This window comes from Gemmatimonadota bacterium (assembly GCA_040882465.1).
Classification (GTDB): Bacteria; Gemmatimonadota; Gemmatimonadetes; order Longimicrobiales; family Gaopeijiaceae; genus JBBEBG01.
This window is the reverse complement of sequence record JBBEBG010000036.1, coordinates 223,571-242,176: the sequence shown is the minus strand read 5'-3', so window position 1 is coordinate 242,176 and position 18,606 is coordinate 223,571. Positions and strand designations below refer to the sequence as shown.

The window sequence follows — 18,606 nt, the reverse complement described above, 5'->3', positions numbered from 1 at the left end:
GCCGGCGTCAGGAGGCGCCGCCGAAACAGATCGTACGGCGGCCGGAGACGATGATCTGGTGTTCCACATGCGCCTTCACTGCGCGCGCGAGCACGATCCGCTCCACATCGCGTCCGATTCGGCGCAGCTCCTCGGGGGTGTGCTCGTGCGTGACCCTCTCCACACCCTGCTCGATGATCGGCCCCTCGTCGAGCTCTTCCGTGACGTAGTGCGCCGTGGCCCCGATCATCTTCACGCCGCGGGCATACGCGCGTTCGTAGGGATTTCCCCCCTGGAAGGCTGGAAGGAAGGCGTGGTGGATGTTGATGATCCGGCCGCGATAGGGCGCCACGACGTTCGCCGTGAGGACCTGCATGTACCTCGCGAGCACGACCAGGTCAATGTGATACCGGCGAAGGAGCTCCTGAAGGCGCTCCTCTTGCTCCGCGCGTGAATCAGGCGTCACCGGAAGAAAGTGGAAGGGGATGCGAAAGCGGTCCGCCACACCTTCGAGCGTGGCGTGGTTGCTGATAATCACGGGGATCTCGCACCGGAGCTCGCCCTCCTCCTTTCGGAGGAGGAGATCGTAGAGGCAGTGCGGCGCGGTGGTCACCAGGACGGCGATCCGCTGGACGTAGTCCGTGTAATGGACGGACCACTCCATCTCCAGCTCCCCGGCGAAGGCGGCGAAGTCTTCTTCAAGCTCCTTTCGCGAGGTTCCGAGGTCCTCGAGGCTGAGTTTCATGCGCATGTAAAAGTGCCGATCCTCCGGGTCCACGTATTGCTGGCAGTGGAGGAGGTTGAAGCCTCGCTTGTAAAAGAAGTTGCTCGTGGAGGCCACGAGACCCTTCCGGTCGGGGCAGTCAATGAGGAAGACGATGGCGGACATCCGGCACAACCCCCTGGAAACAAATGAGGCGCGACCGAGGGGGCCTCGCGGCACTTCGGAGCGCGCGCACGGAGGGTACGTGGACCAGGGAAGGGAATCAAGGCTCTGGAATGGCTTCAGGAATGGCTGCGAACGGAATCGTCGTCGAGGGTCCGGCGCCCTCAGGACCAAAGTGAGGGCCGGAGGTGTTTCACTCCCGCGAAGGGGCCGGCGGTCCCCCTCCAAACCAGAACGGAGGCCTCCACGATGCTCGAAGACGCGAACGATGGTTGGACCCCCGGTCCTTCTCCGGGCCGGCAGGGCTTCGCTTTCAACCTGAAACATCTGATCGCACGTGGGAGAGCGGCGTGGGAGCGGGACGATTACGCTTCTGCGCTCGCTGACTTCGAGGAGATCCTCGCCGCTAATCCCGACTTTCCCGATGTCCGGAATTGGGCGGGGGTCTGCAGGGCGATGTTGGGGCACCCGGACAGGGCGCTCGACGAGTTCGACCAGGCGATTCGGCTGAATCCACGGTATGCCGATGCCCATCTGAACCGCGTCGTGATCCTGAGCGAGCTCGGGCGCTCCGATGAGGCCGGCGAGTCGGTGGATCGGCTCCGCGAGCTCGATGCGGCGGCGGACGACTCGTTCCCGGCGGAACTCGGAAACCGGATCGCCGTGGACCACTCCCGGCTTGGAGACCTCTACATGCAGGCGGGGCGCGCCGAGGACGCGGTGGAAGAGTACCGGAAGGCGCTCGAAATCCGACCCTGGTTCGTGGACATCCGGAATCGGCTCGCCCAGGGATTCGTCGCGATGGGAGAGCTCGAAGACGCGGTGGACGAGCTGACGCTCGTGCTCGCGGAACACCCTTCCTTTCTCGACGCCCGGGTGCGGCTCGGCGCGCTTCTCCTTCGGATGGGGCGACGCGACGACGCGATCGCCGAGTGGCGGCGCTGCCTGGAGATGGACCCTCATGACCGGCGGTCGCGCGCCTACCTGATCTCGGCGGGAGTCCAGTTCGACGAGGTCGAGGTATCACCGGTATGACCGGACTCCTTCGCAAGCTCCGCCGCGGAGCCCGGAAAACTCGGGTTACCATGCTGCTCCTCCTCGGGGCGATTCCGCTCGTGGCATGCGGCGGATCAGGATCCGAGGAAGGCGCGATGCGCCGGGGCGACCAGGCGTTCGCGAGGGGCGATCTCCCGGAGGCACTCGCCGAGTACCGCCTCGGGCTGCGCCAGGGCGATCGAACCGTCGAGCTCCTGGTGCGAGCGGCGCACGCGTACGCGCGTTCCGGACGGATCGAGGAGGCGCGCGCGCATTACGCGGAGGCGGTGGCGCTCGATTCGGCCGTCGCGAACCTGGCCGCTTCGGACTTGCTCCGGGTGGCGGGGGAAGCCGTGGCACGGGACGACGGGATCGCGGCCGCGACCGCTTACGAAGCCGCGATGGAGATCCGCCCGGGGGTCAGCCTGTCGGGGGTCGCCCTCCCGCTCGCGAGACATTTCGCGCGCAGGGGCCAATACGGGCAGGCGGTCCCTTTCTTCGAGAAGGCCGTTCTCGAAGCGGCGTCGTCGCCGGACGTCGTCTACGAGATGGCACGGGCACACCGCGAGCTCGGCGATTGCGAGCGCGCTCTGATCTTCTTCGAGCAGGCTAGAAACGGACTTCGGCGTGACCTCCTTTCGGAGCTGGACTACTACGTCGGGGACTGTTCGACCGAGCTCGCCCGCGCGGCTCAGATGAATGGGGACACCGAGGAGGCGCTCCGGATGTATCAGAACACGATCTCGATCGGCGAGCCCCGAAGAAATGTGGCGCCCGCCTGGTTCGAGATCGCGGAGATTCTCGCCGCGAGGGGCGAGTGCGCGGCCGCCGTCCGGGCCTTCGAAAACGTCATCGAGGTCCTGCGCCAGGACCAGGCGACGGGAGCCCTCTGGGACCGGGCGCGCGATCGGATAGACCAGATCCGTTTTGGCCGTGGCACTGACGGGCCCTGCTGACCCCGCTGTTTCGGGACCGCTCCTTTCCCAACCTCTCCCCCGGTTCTCCCACGAAGGCCAGATGCGCGTTCCCCTCCTCGACCTGAAAGCCCAGCATGAGACGATCAGGGACGAGGTGTCGGATGCGGTCTCGCGTGTGGTCGAGTCCCAGGGCTTCGTCCTGGGCCCGGAAGTCGAGGGTCTGGAGAAGGAGATGGCCGCCTTCCTGAACGTCCCCTGCACGATCGGGTGCGCCTCGGGGACGGACGCACTGCTTCTCCCCCTCCGGGCCATGGACCCGAGGCCCGGCGACGAGGCGATCGTCCCGGCCTTCACCTTCTTCGCGACCGCGGGCGCGGCCTGGAACGCGGGGTTCCGGCCCGCCTTCTGCGATGTGGATGCCGAGTCCTTCAACGTGACGCTCGAGACCGTCGAGGCGGCCTGGTCCGATCGGACACGCGCCGTCGTTCCCGTGCATCTCTTTGGCGAAATGGCCGCGATGGCGGGACTCGTACAGGTCTCGAAAACTCGAGGGGCCTTCGTCCTCGAGGATGCCGCGCAGGCGATCGGGGCGCGAAGGAGGGAAGACGGCCCGGGCTCCCGGGATGGATGGGTCATGGCCGGAGCGGCCGGCGACGCCGGGGCCTTCTCCTTTTTCCCGACGAAGAACCTCGGCGGGTTCGGCGACGGCGGCCTCATCTCGACGCACCACCCGGAGCTCGCCGACAAGGTCGCGAAGCTTCGGGTCCACGGGGGACGGCAGATGTACCATCACGAAATGGTGGGGACGAACTCCAGGCTGGACGCGCTTCAGGCGGCCGTGCTTCGCGTCAAGCTGGGGCACCTCGAGCGATGGACGGAGGGCCGCAGGCGAAACGCCGCTTCGTACGGGGATGCCCTTGCCGATGTTGCGGAAGTTTTCCTCCCCAAGGAGTCCGCCGGGACATTCCACGTCTATAATCAGTATACAATTCGCGCGGAGCGCCGGGACGCCCTCCGCGGGTTTCTCCAGGAGCGTGGCATCGGAACGGGCGTGTATTATCCGGTTCCTCTGCACCTCCAACCCTGTTTCGCGGAGCTGGGCGGACGACCGGGGACTTTCCCCGTCGCCGAGCGGCTCTGCGAAGAAGTCCTGTCCCTTCCGATCTTTCCGGAGCTCGGAGAAGACCGCCTGGCGCAGGTTTCCGACGCGATCCGGGACTTCTACGGACGATGACGGAGTAATCGAAACAAGAGGGGGGGACCGCCGCCAAGGGCTGCCCCAGGGGCCGCCCCTAAGGGGCTGGAGGTTGATTCCGGAGGGTGCTGCGACCAGACTTCCGGGCTTCCCCGGAAGGCCCCGGCCGCGGAGGAAGGGGCCCGTGGGGTGGGCCGAATGACGAAAACGGGGTACGGGCGCGAGGGCGATGAGATGGGCCACGGGAGAGCGATGAGCGGATCAGGCGGTCGGAAAACCCCTGAGGTGGGGCGGGGCCCCGAACTGGGGCGGGTGTCCCCCAGCGGCGAGGGGGGGCTCCCCGTCCGGGTTTCGCCTGACGCGCCGACTCGCCGGTCGAGCCGGGGCCTTAGTCTCTTCGCGTTGGCGGTGGTGCTTTTGCCCCTGTCGTGCGCCTCGGCGATCCGGTTCGCCGGCCTCGGGGCGGAAGAGCTCTACTCGACCGGAGTCGCTGCCTTCGAGGAGGAGGATTGGGACGCCGCCATCGAGGCCTTCGGCCTCCTGGTCCGGGAGTCGCCCGGTCACCCGCGCAATCCCGAGGCCCGCATCTATACGGCCCGCGCCCACGCGGCGCGTGAGGAGTTCATCACCGCGGCGGCAGAGTACGAAACCTTTCTCCAGCAGCACCCGGGCCACGGGTTGGCGCCGGAGGCCTCGCTCGGGATCTGTCGGGCATACGCCGAGCTCTCGCCGATCCCGGCGAGGGACCAGACCTACACGCGCGAGGCGATCCAGGCTTGCTCCGAGACTGCGCTCCAGTTCCGCGGTCTCAACGTGGCCGAGGAAGCCCAGGCCATCGGGGATGAGATGTGGCGGAAGCTGGCTGAAAAGGAGTACGAGGAGGGGCGCCAATATCACCAGCGTGGCGGTCTCGACTCCGCGATCCTCATCTACGAAGCGGTGGTGGACACCTATCCCGATACGCCCTGGGCTCCGCGGGCGCTCCTCGCGATGGTCCGGGCGTACCGCGAGTTGGGATGGGATGCCGAGGCCGAGGACGAGGCGGCGCGGCTCCTCCGCCTGTATCCCGCATCGGACGCGGCCCTCGAGCTCCAGCGGGAGCTTGGGGACGAGGACCCGTCCGCGGGGCTCTGACCGGGATGCCGGTGGGCCAGCGGCCTCGGAAGGCCGGAGTCTTCGGGGGGACCTACGACCCGATCCACGTCGGTCACCTCGTCACGGGAATCGAAGCGCTCGAGACTCTGGAACTCGACCTCCTCATTTTCGTTCCGGCGCTCCGCTCTCCCCACAAGCCGGACGCAACGCTGACTCCCGCGGAAGTGCGCCTGGACATGGTACGGGGCGCGGTCGAGGGATACCCCCGCCTCAGGGTGAGCGATCTCGAGCTTCGGCGTTCGGCTCCCTCGTACACCGTGGACACCCTCGCCGAGATGGCCACCTCCGAGCCGGACACGGAGATCACGCTCATCCTCGGGGTGGACCAGTGGCGGGCCTTCGGACGCTGGAAGGAACCGCGCGAGATCGTGCGCCTGGCCCGGATCGCGGTTCTCACCAGGGACGGCGAGCGCCCCTCGGAAAGCCTCCCGGAACTCGGGGACGGGCCACCTCCGGCCTTCCTCGAGATCCCGGTCACGCGGTTGGACGTGTCCTCCACACTGGTGCGCGAGCGGGTTCGCGCCCGCCGCTCCATCCGCTTCCTCGTGCCCGACCCCGTGGGGCGGATCATCGAGGCGAAGTCGCTGTACCGTTGAAGGACGAAGGCCCCGCCGCCCGGGCATCAAAGGCGTTGCCCTGCCGGGAAAGGGGGGCCAGCGGTAACTTTCAAGGGTTATGAACCTAAAGTCGCTTTTAAAGAAGGTCGTCGGCTCCCAGCACGAGCGGGAGGTGCGCAAGCTCCAGCCGCTCGTGGACGAGATCAACCAGCTCGCCGAGGAGTTTTCCGCCCTCTCCGACGACGAGCTCCAGGGAAAGACCGCGGAGTTTCGCGCCTACGTCGCCGAGCGGACCGCCTCCGTCGAGGAGCAGCTCCGCGCGGCCCGCCATGAAAAAGCCCAATCGTCGGACCTGGCCGAGCGGGAAGCCCTCGCCGTGCGCATCCAGGAGCTCGACGCCGAGCTGAACGACACGCTCGATGCGGCGCTCGACGAGCTCCTCCCCGAAGCGTTCGCGGCGGTCAAGGCGGCGTGCCGGAGGCTGGTCGGCCGGGAGGTCGTGGTCACCGGGCAACCGCTCGTCTGGGACATGGTCCCCTACGATGTGCAGCTCGTCGGCGCGATCGCGCTCCACCAGGGAACCGCGACCGAGATGGCGACGGGGGAGGGAAAGACCCTCGCCGCCACGATGCCGCTGTACCTGAACGCGCTCGCGGGCCGAGGCTCCCACCTCGTCACGGTGAACTCCTACCTGGCCGAGCGCGACGCCCAGTGGATGGGGAACGTCTACCGGGTGCTGGGCATGGAGGTCGGGGTCATAGACCTTCACCAGCCAGGGAGCGAAGAGCGGCGCGGCGCGTATCGCGCCGACATCACCTACGGAACGAACAACGAATACGGCTTCGACTATCTCCGCGACAACATGGTCCATTCGCTGGACCGGCGGGTCCAGCGCGGGCACCGGTACGCGATCATCGACGAAGTGGACTCCATCCTCATTGACGAAGCGCGAACTCCGCTCATCATCTCGGGCCCGGCGAGCCGGAACACGGAGACGGTCTATCGCCAGTTCCAACCCCTCGTGGGGAAGCTCTACCGTGAGCAAATGGAGATCGCCTCGAAGCTGATCGCGGACGCTGAAACCGCGCTAGAGGCGGGGGACGAATGGACGGCCTCGCAAAACCTTCTCTCCGTGAAGCGCGGAACACCGAAGCACCGGCGGCTCGTCAAGATGTTTTCGGACGACCCGTCCCTCCAGATGCTCGTGCAGAAGGCCGAGGCCGACCTCATGCGCGAGAAACGGCTCCACGAGCTGGACGAATACCTTCTCTTCGCGATGGACGAGAAGGGACACAACGTCCACCTCTCGGACCGGGGGATAGACCAGCTGAGCCCGGACGACGCGGACGCCTTCCTCATTCCGGACCTTTCGGAGGCAATCGGGCGGATCCAGGAGGACGAAGATCTCACCGCCGGCGAAAAACGCGACAGCATCGCCAAGTTGGAGGCGGAGTACGCGAGCAAGAGCGAACGGATGCACGTCATCCACCAGCTCCTCAAAGCGTACGCCCTCTTTCAGAAGGACGAGCAGTACATCATCGGGGAGGACGGACAGGTCGTGATCGTGGACGAGTTCACGGGCCGCCAGATGGTCGGCCGCCGGTGGAGCGACGGGCTACACCAGGCGGTGGAGGCGAAGGAGGGAGTCGAAGTTCGCGGGGAGACCCAGACGCTCGCCACCGTCACGATCCAGAACTACTTCCGGATGTACGACAAGCTCGCGGGGATGACGGGTACGGCGGAAACCGAAGAGAACGAATTCCACCAGATCTACACTCTGGACGTTCTCGTGATTCCCACCAATCGCCCCGTGATCCGGGACGACCGCAATGACCTCATCTTCAAGACGAAGAGGGAGAAGTACAACGCCCTGATGGACGAGGTGGTGCGCCTCAACAAGATGGAGCTTCCCGTCCTGGTGGGGACGACCAACGTCGAGGTGTCCGAGACCATGTCGCGGATGCTGAAGCGGCGCGGCATCACGCACAACGTCCTGAACGCGAAGCAGCACAAGCGCGAAGCGGACATCGTGGCGGAGGCCGGGCGCCCGAGCGCGGTCACGATCGCCACCAACATGGCGGGCCGCGGAACCGACATCAAGCTGGGGAAGGGGGTGGTCGAATCGCGCACCGTCGGTTGGGCGAAGGCGCGCGGTCTCGATCTCGAAGAGCTCGCTCCGGTGGATCCCAACCTCTGGGCCGATCTCACCGAGAAGCCGGACGACTTCGAGATCGAGATGGGCGGGCTCCACATCCTGGGGTCGGAGCGGCACGAGTCCCGCCGGATCGACCGGCAGCTCCGTGGACGAGCTGGACGCCAGGGCGATCCGGGCGCGAGCCAGTTCTTCCTCTCCCTCGAAGACGACCTCATGCGTCTCTTCGGGTCGGAGCGAATCGCGTCGGCGATGGAGAAGATGGGCGCGGAAGAGGGGGAAGTGATCACCCACGGCCTCGTCACCCGGTCCATCGAGCGGGCGCAGAAGCGGGTCGAGGGGAACAACTTCGAGGCCCGGAAGCGACTGCTCGATTACGACGACGTGATGAACCAGCAGCGCGAGGTCATCTACGACCTCCGCCTCTTCGCGCTCGAAGGCGGCGGGGATCTCGTCGGCGAAATCTGGGAGATGATCGATACGGCGATCGAAGCCGTGGTGGACGAATACGCGGCCGACGGCTCGCACCCGGAGAGTTGGGAGCTCGCCGCCCTCCGGCGCCGGCTTCTGACCGATTTCCTCCTTCAGGTGCCTGTCCTCCCCGACCAGGAAGGAAGCGTAGGGGACTTCGTGGATGCGGAGGAGGTCCGCGAGGCCGTCCTCACGGCGGCCCGCGAGCAGTTCGAGGCGAAGCTCCAGAGCTTCGGCGAACATGCCGAGAAGCTGGAGGGATGGATCCTCCTTTCGGTCCTCGACGACAAGTGGAAGGACCATCTCTTCGATCTCGACTCGCTCAAGGCCTCCATCAGCTTCCGCGGCTGGGGACAGAAGGATCCCCTCGTCGAGTACAAAAAAGAGGCCTACGACATGTTCGTGGACCTCATGACGGACATCCGAAAGACCGTCACGAGCCTCTTTTACCGGGCGCAGCTCGGACAACCCCCGCCGGTTCGGGGCCGCGTCCCGCAGCGGCTCCAATACACGGGACCGGATGCGGCCCCGGACACGGGGGTCACCGGCACGGCCGCGAGGGGAGGGCGGGGTGGTGCGGTCCGGCTCGATTCGGTGGGGGTCGCCGCGACCGCGAGGGCCATGGGGCCCGACGATCCGGCGCGGCTCCAGACGAACCGGGGCGAGGCGCGCCCGCAGCTTCCCGTGACGGCCACGGCGGAGCCCGGACGAAACGACCCGTGCCCGTGCGGGAGCGGGAAGAAGTACAAGAAGTGCCACGGGAGCGCCGGCTAGGAGGGGAAGGCCCTCACTGCTCGAGGTCCCTCCAGGATCCGGCTCCCGATTCCCCTGATTTGCGCCGAGCGCCGGAGAAGCCATGGAAGGGACGAAGCGAATTCCGACCGAGACCGCCGCCCCGCGCCGGCCGGGTCGGCGCCGGTGGGCCCCCGCCCCCTTCGTGGGGATCGCCCTCCTCGCGACGGGGTGCGACGAGCCCCTGCTCTCGATCAATCCGAATGCCCCACCGACTCCCGGCGGTCTCATGGTCCAGGCCGGGGATGAAGAAGTCTTGCTCACCTGGGACGATGTCGTGTACCTGCCCAACCAGGGGCACGCCTTCAACGTCTTCCAGGGGACATCGCCACAGAGTCTCGTGAAGATCGCGGGGCCCTTCCCGACAGCCCTGGAATACGTGGCCCGGGGGCTGACCAATGGCACCACTTACTACTTCGCGGTGTCCGCGGAGAGCTTCGGGGCCGAAAGCGCCCGCTCGGCCGTGGCCGACGTCGCGCCGGAGGCCCACTACCTCGTCGAGGGATGGGGGGTGGGGCGCGCCGGCCAACAAGTGAGGGTCACGCGAAGGACCGTCGGCATCGAAGGAGCCGAGGTTCGGGTCGAGGGGACTTCGCTTACGCATATAGGAGACGGCGTGTACGCCGGCGATCTCGCGGACGCGCCCGCCGCCGGCACGATCATGACGGTCGAGGCGGTGGTCGGGGAGTCACTCGTCGTCGGCACCGGCGAGATTCCGCTCACGCCCGTTCTGACGGCGCCGGCGGACGACGCCACCTACTCCCCGGACCAATTGGTGCCTGTCGCCTGGGAGTTGCTCGACGATCCGGACGGATTTCAGGTCCGCGTCTGCTGGGACGAGTGTGCCGCGTTCCAGACGTTCACCCTGACGGACGGGAGCGCTCGAAGCTTCGAATTCTCACCCCTGGGACTTCCCGTGGATCTCTTCTCCGAGTACACGATCGAGGTCCTCTCCCACAACCTTGGGTCCTTCACGGGACCCCACGAGTCCGGCTCGCGGATGGAGCTCCCGGCCGCTTCGGATCCGGGGGGAGGGCGCACCGTGCGCCTCCTTCCCTGACGGGGCGCCGCCGCGGTCGCGAGGGCCCCGAGACGAGGGGATGGAAAACGCGTGACTTGCCAATGGCGGCTTGGGAGACAATTATGACCTCCATACGTAACAGAACGCCGGCGAGACGATCCCCTCCCGGGGATGGCCGGGCGACCCAAACCGGACCGGATGACGCGACAGGGCAACCGAGCGGGCCTGGCGACATTGCATGGAGAGTTACGTAGGCGTACAATGCGGCAAGAGACCTACAGAAATGTAAGATCCGGGTCGCCTCCCCACCCCCGCGTAGGGACGACCCCCTTGAGGGCCCGCTCGCCTCGACCAGGCGACCGGTCCCCTAAATCGAACGCAACACAGGTAATTGCCTGCCAGCGGCGGGAGGTAAGCACGGGTGGAACGCGCTTTGCTTCCAGTTCTTCATGGATTTTCGTGGGTCCGCACGCGCGAGCGCTTTTCGCTCGCCGCTTCGGTCCCACGTTCTTTGTACTTTCCAGTGTGGTCGGCTCGGCGTCCTCTTGGGACCCGGGCCCCCGAAGTACACTGGCTTTTGTCGGGCGTGGCTCGGCCCGGTTGTCAGTGGTGAAGTGATCGTCCGCTACTGTCTCAACAGGAGGTGTACATGGCTCCGCGTCATGTAAGGGCAGGATGGTCTTGGGGGATGATTTGCCTGACGGCGTTGGCCGTCGCGATCCCCATGGAGACCCAGGCTCAGCAGACCGGCCGTATCGTCGGTACGGTCACCGATGCGCAGAGCGGTGGACCGCTCGCATCCGTGCAGGTCTTCGTAGAGGGCGCCGGCGTCGGAACGGTGGGTGGCGCGGACGGCTCCTTCGCCATCGAAAACGTGCCTGCCGGCACGCATTCGGTGGTGGCGCAGCGCCTCGGGTACAGCCAGGTGCGGCAGGGGGATGTGACCGTGACGGCCGGTGCCGCCACGACACTCAACCTGGCCATGGCGCCACAGGCGCTCGCGCTCCAGGGGATCGTGGCCACGGGACTGGTGGACCCGGTTGAAGGGGTCCGGTCGCCGATCGCGGTGGCGCGGGTGACCCGTGAAATGATGCCCGTCACGGTCGGTGGTTCTTCGGGTGCCATCGAGAACCTCGCCGGCCGGGTCGCCGGAGTTCGCATCAATCGGAACAATACGGGTCCGGGGAGCGGCGTCTCGATCATGCTCCGGACGCCGACGAGCCTTCGTGGAGGCGGATCGCCCCTCGTCGTGGTGGATGGCGTCATTCTCAGCGGTGAAGGGGTCCCCGGGACGGTGGATCTCGAGAGCATGGATATCGAAAGCATGGAGGTGATCCGGGGCGCGGCGGCGTCGTCGCTCTACGGCTCGCGCGCGGCCTCAGGCGTCATCTCGATCACGACGGCCCGCGGCCAGGCGCTCGGGATCGGGCAGACGCGGTTCACGGCCCGGACGGAGTTCGGGGTCAGCCAGAACCTGAGGACTCCGGATCTGAACAACAGCCACGCCTACTACATGAACGCGGCCGGGACGGAGTACACGCTCGCGGACGGGGTGACGGTCGTGGATCGTGCCGCCCGCGTCCGTCCGGCCGACGCCCGGTCCTTCCTGGACAACCCGTATCCGGGTCCCATCTACGACAACGTCGGCGCGATCACGCAGGGCGGGCAGTACATGAGCCAGAACTTCCAGGTGACCGGGAACTCGGCGGAGACGAACTTCTCGCTCAGCCTCGCGCACAACGACGACAAGGGGTCGCTGATCGGTTCCGCCGGCTACCGCCGCTCGTCCATCCGGATCAACCTGGACCACCGCTTCCATGACGACCTGAGCGTCGGCGTCTCCTTCTTCAATTCGAGGGACCGAAGGGACAACCAGGGATCCGGCGCCTTCGACGAAATTCTGAACGCTCCGCGGGACGTGGACTTCAGCATCCAGGATGCCGAGGGGAACTACGTGCAGGACCCGGGTGGGCTCGGCGTACAGAACCCGCTTTGGGAGTTCGCGACTCGCTCGGATCTGACGCGCGGCTCGCGGACGCTCGCGAACCTTTCTCTAACTTGGACCCCACTCTCCTGGTTCCGCGCCTCCGGAAACGTCGGGTACGACCGGGGCGACTCCCATCAGGTTGAATACGTACCCAAGGGAACGCCCGGCGACATCGGCGACGAGGACCTTCTCGACGGCGAGATCCACTTCGACGACGACCTCGATGAGGCGTGGAACGCGGAAGGGTCCCTCACCCTGATGCGGGACTTCGGACAGCTGAACGTCCGGACGACGGTCCGCGGGATCATGGAGGCCGACCGAAGCCTCGAGGCCGCCCGCGACGGGGTAGACTTCATCCTTTTCGGCGTTCCGCAGCTCTCGAACGTCGCGCCGGAGGACCGGAACGCCACCTCGGAAGAGCGAGATATTCACTCGATCGGGTACCTGTGGGACACCGCCTTCGACTACGCCGGGAAGTACATCTTCAGCGTCCTGGGGCGGCGGGACGGAAGCTCCCTCTTCGGGCCCGACAACCGGTGGCACAACTACTACCGGGTCGCCGGCGCCTGGCGCATCTCACAGGAAGATTGGTTCAACGTGGACCTGATCGACGAGCTCAAGATCAGCGTGGCGCGGGGGACCGCCGGTGGCCGTCCCTCGTTCGCGAATCAATACGAAACGTGGACCCAGACAGGCGGGATCCCGACCAAGACGACGCTCGGCAACCGGAACCTCGCGCCCGAGCACACGACGGAGCACGAATTTTCGCTCAACATGGTCATCGCCGACCGGTTCGGGATCGTGCTGACGCATGCGAGACAGTCCACGGAGGGCCAGCTCAATCCGGGGCCGCTCCCGGCGATCACCGGCTATTCGAGCCAGTGGCAGAACGCCGGAACGATTTCCGGGCACACGACGGAGTTCGAGTTCGAGGCGCAGGTCATCCAGCAGCCCAATCTGAACTGGACCAGCATGGTCGTGGCGGACTATTCGAACGCCAAGATCAGCGAGTGGGACATTCCCTGCTACGCGCAGTCCTGGCGCTGGAACTGCGTGGACATCCCGGTCTACGGGATCTATTCCCGCTGGCTCCTCAAGGACGTGGAGTCCCTGAACCAGCACCATGGCGGCTCCCTTCTTCCGATCGCCGACCAGTTCGAGGTGAACGACGAAGGGTTCCTCGTCTGGGTGGGCGAAGGAAATCATTACTGGGAAGGGGCCGGCGAGAATGGGATCCTCGGCGACGACGACGACCTCTGGGGCACGTCCAAGGAAGTCAACGGCGTGACGTACGGGTGGGGCGATCCGTTCTACGAAAGGCTCGAGCTCGGCGGCGCGCACCGGACGCTCCTCGGCGAGGGTGCACCCTCGAACTTCGGGTGGATCAACAACGTGCAGTGGGGCGGGTTCACCTTCCACGCGGCGCTTCACGCGTCCGTCGGCGGCCAGACCAACAACCGGCACTTCCAGAACATGATGCGGAACACCCGGCTGACGTCGCCGGAGCTGGATCAGTCCGGGAAGGATGACGAGCTGAAGAAGCCGATCAGCTACTACCGCGCGGCGGTGGACGGGGACAACAGCTACACGATCGAGGACTCGAGCTACCTGAAGATGAGGACGCTCTCGGCGAGCTACAACATGAACCAGAACACGCTCAGCCGGTTCGGCCTCGGCGGGATGGGAATCGAGGCGATTCGCCTCGGCCTCATCGTGCGAAACGTCTTCACGCTGACGAACTACGACGGGTTCGATCCGGAGACCGGCTTCGACCTCAACTCGTTGGCGAGTTCGGATTCGAGCGACTATCCGCCGACGCGGACGCTCACGGCCGAGTTCGAGATTACCTTCTGAGCCCCACACCCCAAGGACTATCCGATGCTGAAGAAAAATAGATCGACGGGATCGAGGGGCAGGGGGGCCGCACGCCTCATTGCGGCCCTCGTGGTTCTCGCGGGCGCCTCCGGGTGCCTCGAATTGGACATACCCAACCTGAACGACGCGGACGCTGCGCGTGCGGCGGGAAACGCGGAGGACGTCCAGGCGTTCATCGGAGGTGCGTTTTATCCGACGATGTGGAACGCGCTGCACGACGACCAGCAGACGACGGCGGCATGGCCGGTCGCGGCCTCCGAATCCACGGCTACGATGTCGGGCCTCACGACCCAACTCTTTTGGGAGGAACTCCGAGAGCCCCGAGGTCTCCACGACAACGGGGTGATTCTCTCGATCGGAAACGGCCCACAGGGCGCGCGCGACTACTGGGCCTGGGTCAACGAGACCGCGAGCGTCGCTTACGACGGGCTGCGGTTCCTCGACGGCGGAATCGAGATCGAGGAAGACGACGTAGACGTGACCCCACGCGCCCGGGCCTTCGCGAAGTTCATGCAGGGGTGGGCGTGGGGATACGGTGCGATGATGTTCGATCAGTTCCATGCCCTTCCGGAGGATGTCGAGCTTCCCGCTGACCCCCTGTTGGTGGTGGACGTCGCCGTCGAGCACCTCTTCGATTATGACGTGGTGGTTGAATTGGCGATCGACGCGCTCGAAGAGGCGATCTCGATCGCGCAGGCGAATCCGACGGTTGTGCAGTATCCGGCCTTCCCGGAGTCGCAGTTCTGGTTCGGGTCACCGACGCCCATCTCGAACGACAAGTTCATACGGATGGCGAATACTCTGGCCGCACGCCTGCTCGTGCTTTCGTCGCGGAACCCGCAGGACCGCGCGGACGTGCCGTGGGACCGTGTGCTCGCGTACACGGCCAACGGGCTGAACGACGCGGTCGGAGACTACGAGTTCCAGCTCCAGGGGGTCCGGGAAAGCCAGCTCATGTCCCGATTCATCAACTCGGCCACCGGGACACAGAACTACCGCTGGGACTACCGGGCGATCGGCCCGGCCGATCAGTCGGGTGCATACCAGAACTGGATCGGCTCGCCAGTTGCGCAGCGCGACCGGTTCAACATCGAGACGCCGGACCGCCGGATCACGGGGTTGACGCCCACCTCGAACGGGTCGTACACGGTATATCACGCGAACGACAATGGGTTCACCGCCGAGCGGGGCACGTACCTTTTCTCGGCGTACCAGTGGCGGCGGCATCACCTGGAGAATGGGATCTCCAACCTGAACGACGACGCCGACGACATCGGTGAGTATGGACTCATCACCGTGGATGAGAACACGCTGCTGCGAGCAGAGGCGTTTCTCCGAACCAACAACGCCGCGGCCGCGGTGCCCCTCATCAATGTCACGAGGACCCGGCCACGGACGATTCTCGGGACCGAGCATCCCGGGCTTCCCGCGGTGACCGTGGCGGGCGTTCCCAACCCAGGGGGTGTCTGCGTGCCCCGGTTGGACAATGGAGACTGCGGTGGGCTTTTTGCCGCCCTCCGCTATGAGATCGTCATCGAAAATGCGGTGATGGATGTGGCGCGTGGGTATGCGGAATCGAGGGGATGGGGCACACTTCCGGACGGCGCCCTGCTGCACTGGCCCGTTCCCGGGAACGCCCTCAGTCTATACGGGCTGTCCCTCTATACCTATGGAGGGGTCGGCAATCCTTCGACGGCGACCTACGGACCCACCCCGAACTGACGAACCCCGGGGTGCGACGCGGGAGACCGCGTCCACCTGAAACAGACTAAGGAGACGGTGTCTCATGAGAGGCAAAAACAAGATTAAGGGGGTCGCGTTCGCCGGGGCGGCGCTGCTGGCCACGACGGCCTTCGCACCGGGGGCCTCCGCGCAGCTAGGCTCCGGTCCAGGGGCGGGGGACGAAATCGTGAACTTCGCCATCCACTTCGGGATGCTCGCGCCCGTTACGAAATTTGATGACCCCACGGGTGGCCAGAGCAGCCTCGAAAGCGGGGCGGCCTTCGGAGCGTCCGCGACGGTCTGGCCCTATGAGCGCATCGGCCTTCGTGCGAAGGTCATGCGGAGCTCGAATTCGGGGACCAATGACGAATTTCCCTTCGCGGCGCTCGCGGTCCAGGAGGCCACTCAGTGGATGTTGACCGGCGAGGTGGTTGCACGCCAGACCTTCGATACCGGATCGTTCTCCGGCTTTCCGTACATCGCCGCGGGGGTCGGTGGGAAGCAGTACTATTGGTCGAACGCGCTCCACGACGAGGAACGGTACTTCGTGGTGACCGGAGCCGGGGGAGTCGAAGTCCGGCATGCATCGCTCGGCCGGTTCGGCTTCAACGCCGAAGTCCGGGCGTATCGCTCGAACTTCAACAGCTTCGGGATCAACGGGGGGAACTGGCGGGTTGGTACTCCCGCGAACCCGATCGAGCCCGTCGGGTTTTACGGTGGCGTGACGGACGACGTCACCAACTGGGACGTGATGTTCACGACCGGGGTCTCGATGACCTTCTGAGTCGCGAGAGCTGGAACACCGCCCCGTGGCAGGTTCGAGGCGGCCCCGCGAAAGCGTGGGGCCGCCTCGACGTTTTTTGGGACCCGCTACGGAATCACGGTCCGCTGGCTGACGATGATCGCCGCCTCGACATGCCGCCCGGAGGCCAGCCATGGAAACTGATTGGTCGCGTCCGTCCCGGTCAGGTAGCGGATCCCGCCGACCATGCCAATGGGAATTTGACGGAGAGCCCCCACAGGCCCGAAGTACTGACCGTCCGTGACCACCACGATCTCGGAGGGAAGGCGCGTGCTCCGGGCTCGGGTCCCGGCGGCCAGGAGCCAGTTGGGATGGAGGCGCGCGATGACGTCAAAGGCGTTCGTGCCTCCGACGGCCTGGACCTCGGAAAGGGTGATCGTCCGGCTGTCGGAGCTGCCGAGCGATGAGGCCCCGGTGGCGCTCGTCTCAACGGCAGCGGAAGCGCACCCCACGGATGCGGCCACCCCGACGGCGGCCAAGAGGAAGAGGGTGAAGCGGAGCTTCACCGGCCTCCCGGGCCCGCGAAGGCCGTGCGGGGCACCTCCGCCCTCGGGACGCGACGAGTCGGCGCCTGGAGGGGGAACGGGGCGCATCGAGGAATCCATAGGTCACCTCCGGAGCGGCCAAACGGGGGGAGGGGCCGGAATCGGCCGCGGCCCGAAGGCGTTCTGGTCGCTACACCGTCAACTCGTTGGTTCCCGCCGACCGGGAGCGCCGGGAGGCACCGCGAACCAACGGATAAGAGAACCTTGCCACTAAGCTAGTTATACCAGCGTTATTCGCGTCGGGTCCGCCGAGCTCAGGAGGCCAACCCAAAAAAGGATTCTACCGCCGGCGGTGTCCCCACCTCGGACACGCGATAGGGACCTGGTGGAGAGGAAGGGATGCGGATTCCGGCGAAGTCCTCCATCGCGTTCTCCATGACCCGCACGCGCTCCTCCTCGTTCACCTCCAGGCTCCACTCTCCCCGCTGCTGCACGTGCCCCAGGACGATCCCATCGTGGCGCGGCATCATTCCCCCCATGGAATAATCCACCTCGGGCTGGGGGATGAGGACGACCAGCTGTCCCTTGACCGGCGTGAGCTCCGTGTCCCCCAGGAGATCCCGAGCCCCGAGTCCCGTGCAGTTCACGATCAGCTCTTCGTCGAGGAGCATGAAGTCCGCGGGAGACTCGAAGGAGCGTACCACAATGCGTCCTCCGAAGGCGAGGACGTCACGCATGAGCGCTTCCAGATAGATGGACGGCTCGAAGCGCAGCGTGGGACGCATCCGCGCGTAGGGAGTCTGGAACGGGTGTTCCCCCGGCTGGAGGAGAACACTTCCCACCTCGGTGGAGGCCGGAAGGAGCGGCTCCTGTTGAGCGCCGCCGCCCCCTCCTCCTCCACCGCCGCCGCCCCCTCCTCCCGTCGCGTTGGTCGTCGGCGAGAAGGAGTTGATCCAGGCGACTCCGTATCCCCGTCCCACCAGAAGCTGATGCTCGCGGTAGGCGATCTGCACGGCCTCCCGGAACTGCCGGTCCCACTCGGGAGTCCGGCGGTCACCGCTGACGAGCCCCGAGGTGGGGGTGAATCCGGCCCAGGACATGTTCGAAGTCGTATCCGGCGGGAGGGATTTGGCGTAAATCGTTACGTCGAAACCCCTTCGCTGGAGCTGGCGGGCCGAGGTGAGCCCCACGATCCCGCAGCCGATCACGGCCGCGCGCCGATCCGTGTGGGCGAGCGCGAGATCCGCCGCGAGGGCGCCCGTGCCCCAGGAGAGCGACATTCCCGAGCCGCCGTGCCCGTAGTTCTGGATGACGGTCTTGGCATCCAGCCGGTCGGCGCGGAGAACGAAGCCGGAGTCGCGGGCGGGACGCAGGCCCACCGTCGTGCGGATGACACGGTCCCAGGAGACCTGGACGGGATATAAATTGACGGGTGGCCGCCGTGGCGTGGATCCGCCGAACAGCCTGGGAGCGCAACCTCCCAGGGCGAGGCCGAACGCCGCCGTTGCACCGGTCGCCAGGAACCGCCGCCGCCGCATCACGCCCTCCGGCCGAGGCCTGAGTGATGGCGTGTCC

The 18,606-nt window shown here is 66.2% G+C and carries 13 protein-coding genes; 10 read left to right on the top strand and 3 right to left on the bottom strand.

The features are described 5' to 3' along the window. Positions 1-7: 7 nt before the first annotated feature. Positions 8-868, bottom strand: a complete 861-nt coding sequence (gene purU, locus WEG36_14010; protein MEX1258725.1) for a formyltetrahydrofolate deformylase — start codon at positions 866-868, stop codon at positions 8-10. A 246-nt stretch (positions 869-1,114) separates the two neighbouring features. Here purU and WEG36_14005 point away from each other — a divergent pair, with 246 nt between their 5' ends. The 10 genes from WEG36_14005 to WEG36_13960 all read left to right on the top strand — a co-directional run bounded on the left by WEG36_14005 (position 1,115) and on the right by WEG36_13960 (position 16,528). Continuing rightward, a complete protein-coding gene (locus WEG36_14005; GenBank protein MEX1258724.1) occupies positions 1,115-1,900 on the top strand; it encodes a tetratricopeptide repeat protein in 786 nt (261 codons plus the stop codon). Then, the gene (locus tag WEG36_14000) at positions 1,897-2,856 is read left to right on the top strand and encodes a tetratricopeptide repeat protein (GenBank protein ID MEX1258723.1); all 960 of its coding nucleotides are present in this window, start codon (positions 1,897-1,899) and stop codon (positions 2,854-2,856) included. The genes WEG36_14005 and WEG36_14000 overlap by 4 nt, the downstream gene beginning before the upstream one ends. A gap of 61 nt (positions 2,857-2,917) precedes the next feature. Next, positions 2,918-4,051: a DegT/DnrJ/EryC1/StrS family aminotransferase gene (locus WEG36_13995; GenBank protein MEX1258722.1), complete on the top strand. Its 1,134-nt coding sequence runs from the start codon at positions 2,918-2,920 to the stop codon at positions 4,049-4,051. Positions 4,052-4,264: 213 nt separating this feature from the next. Further along, the gene (gene bamD / locus WEG36_13990; GenBank protein MEX1258721.1) at positions 4,265-5,146 is read left to right on the top strand and encodes an outer membrane protein assembly factor BamD; all 882 of its coding nucleotides are present in this window, start codon (positions 4,265-4,267) and stop codon (positions 5,144-5,146) included. Positions 5,147-5,157: 11 nt separating this feature from the next. Next, on the top strand, positions 5,158-5,763 hold the full coding sequence (gene nadD, locus WEG36_13985) for a nicotinate-nucleotide adenylyltransferase (GenBank protein ID MEX1258720.1): 606 nt from the start codon (positions 5,158-5,160) through the stop codon (positions 5,761-5,763). A gap of 79 nt (positions 5,764-5,842) precedes the next feature. Then, positions 5,843-9,121, top strand: a complete 3,279-nt coding sequence (gene secA, locus WEG36_13980) for a preprotein translocase subunit SecA (protein ID MEX1258719.1) — start codon at positions 5,843-5,845, stop codon at positions 9,119-9,121. 82 nt (positions 9,122-9,203) lie between these two features. Beyond that, on the top strand, positions 9,204-10,199 hold the full coding sequence (locus WEG36_13975) for a fibronectin type III domain-containing protein (protein ID MEX1258718.1): 996 nt from the start codon (positions 9,204-9,206) through the stop codon (positions 10,197-10,199). Positions 10,200-10,848: 649 nt separating this feature from the next. Continuing rightward, a complete protein-coding gene (locus WEG36_13970; GenBank protein MEX1258717.1) occupies positions 10,849-14,001 on the top strand; it encodes a SusC/RagA family TonB-linked outer membrane protein in 3,153 nt (1,050 codons plus the stop codon). 24 nt (positions 14,002-14,025) lie between these two features. Continuing rightward, positions 14,026-15,744 (top strand): hypothetical protein, encoded by a 1,719-nt coding sequence (locus WEG36_13965; GenBank protein MEX1258716.1) that lies wholly within the window; start codon positions 14,026-14,028, stop codon positions 15,742-15,744. Positions 15,745-15,808: 64 nt separating this feature from the next. After that, positions 15,809-16,528, top strand: a complete 720-nt coding sequence (locus WEG36_13960; protein ID MEX1258715.1) for a hypothetical protein — start codon at positions 15,809-15,811, stop codon at positions 16,526-16,528. An 86-nt stretch (positions 16,529-16,614) separates the two neighbouring features. On the opposite strand, the gene WEG36_13955 is transcribed toward WEG36_13960, so the two are convergent. After that, positions 16,615-17,052 carry a hypothetical protein gene (locus WEG36_13955; GenBank protein MEX1258714.1) on the bottom strand — a complete coding sequence of 146 codons (438 nt, stop codon included), beginning with the start codon at positions 17,050-17,052 and terminating at the stop codon, positions 16,615-16,617. 293 nt (positions 17,053-17,345) lie between these two features. Further along, positions 17,346-18,569: an FAD-dependent oxidoreductase gene (locus WEG36_13950; GenBank protein MEX1258713.1), complete on the bottom strand. Its 1,224-nt coding sequence runs from the start codon at positions 18,567-18,569 to the stop codon at positions 17,346-17,348. Positions 18,570-18,606: the final 37 nt, after the last annotated feature.

Coding starts and splice junctions, on each gene's coding strand:
- purU (MEX1258725.1), bottom strand. CDS start 868: ATGTCCGCCATCGTCTTCCTCATTGACTGCCCCGACCGGAAGGGTCTC.
- WEG36_14005 (MEX1258724.1), top strand. CDS start 1,115: ATGCTCGAAGACGCGAACGATGGTTGGACCCCCGGTCCTTCTCCGGGC.
- WEG36_14000 (MEX1258723.1), top strand. CDS start 1,897: ATGACCGGACTCCTTCGCAAGCTCCGCCGCGGAGCCCGGAAAACTCGG.
- WEG36_13995 (MEX1258722.1), top strand. CDS start 2,918: ATGCGCGTTCCCCTCCTCGACCTGAAAGCCCAGCATGAGACGATCAGG.
- bamD (MEX1258721.1), top strand. CDS start 4,265: ATGAGCGGATCAGGCGGTCGGAAAACCCCTGAGGTGGGGCGGGGCCCC.
- secA (MEX1258719.1), top strand. CDS start 5,843: ATGAACCTAAAGTCGCTTTTAAAGAAGGTCGTCGGCTCCCAGCACGAG.
- WEG36_13975 (MEX1258718.1), top strand. CDS start 9,204: ATGGAAGGGACGAAGCGAATTCCGACCGAGACCGCCGCCCCGCGCCGG.
- WEG36_13970 (MEX1258717.1), top strand. CDS start 10,849: ATGATTTGCCTGACGGCGTTGGCCGTCGCGATCCCCATGGAGACCCAG.
- WEG36_13965 (MEX1258716.1), top strand. CDS start 14,026: ATGCTGAAGAAAAATAGATCGACGGGATCGAGGGGCAGGGGGGCCGCA.
- WEG36_13960 (MEX1258715.1), top strand. CDS start 15,809: ATGAGAGGCAAAAACAAGATTAAGGGGGTCGCGTTCGCCGGGGCGGCG.
- WEG36_13950 (MEX1258713.1), bottom strand. CDS start 18,569: ATGCGGCGGCGGCGGTTCCTGGCGACCGGTGCAACGGCGGCGTTCGGC.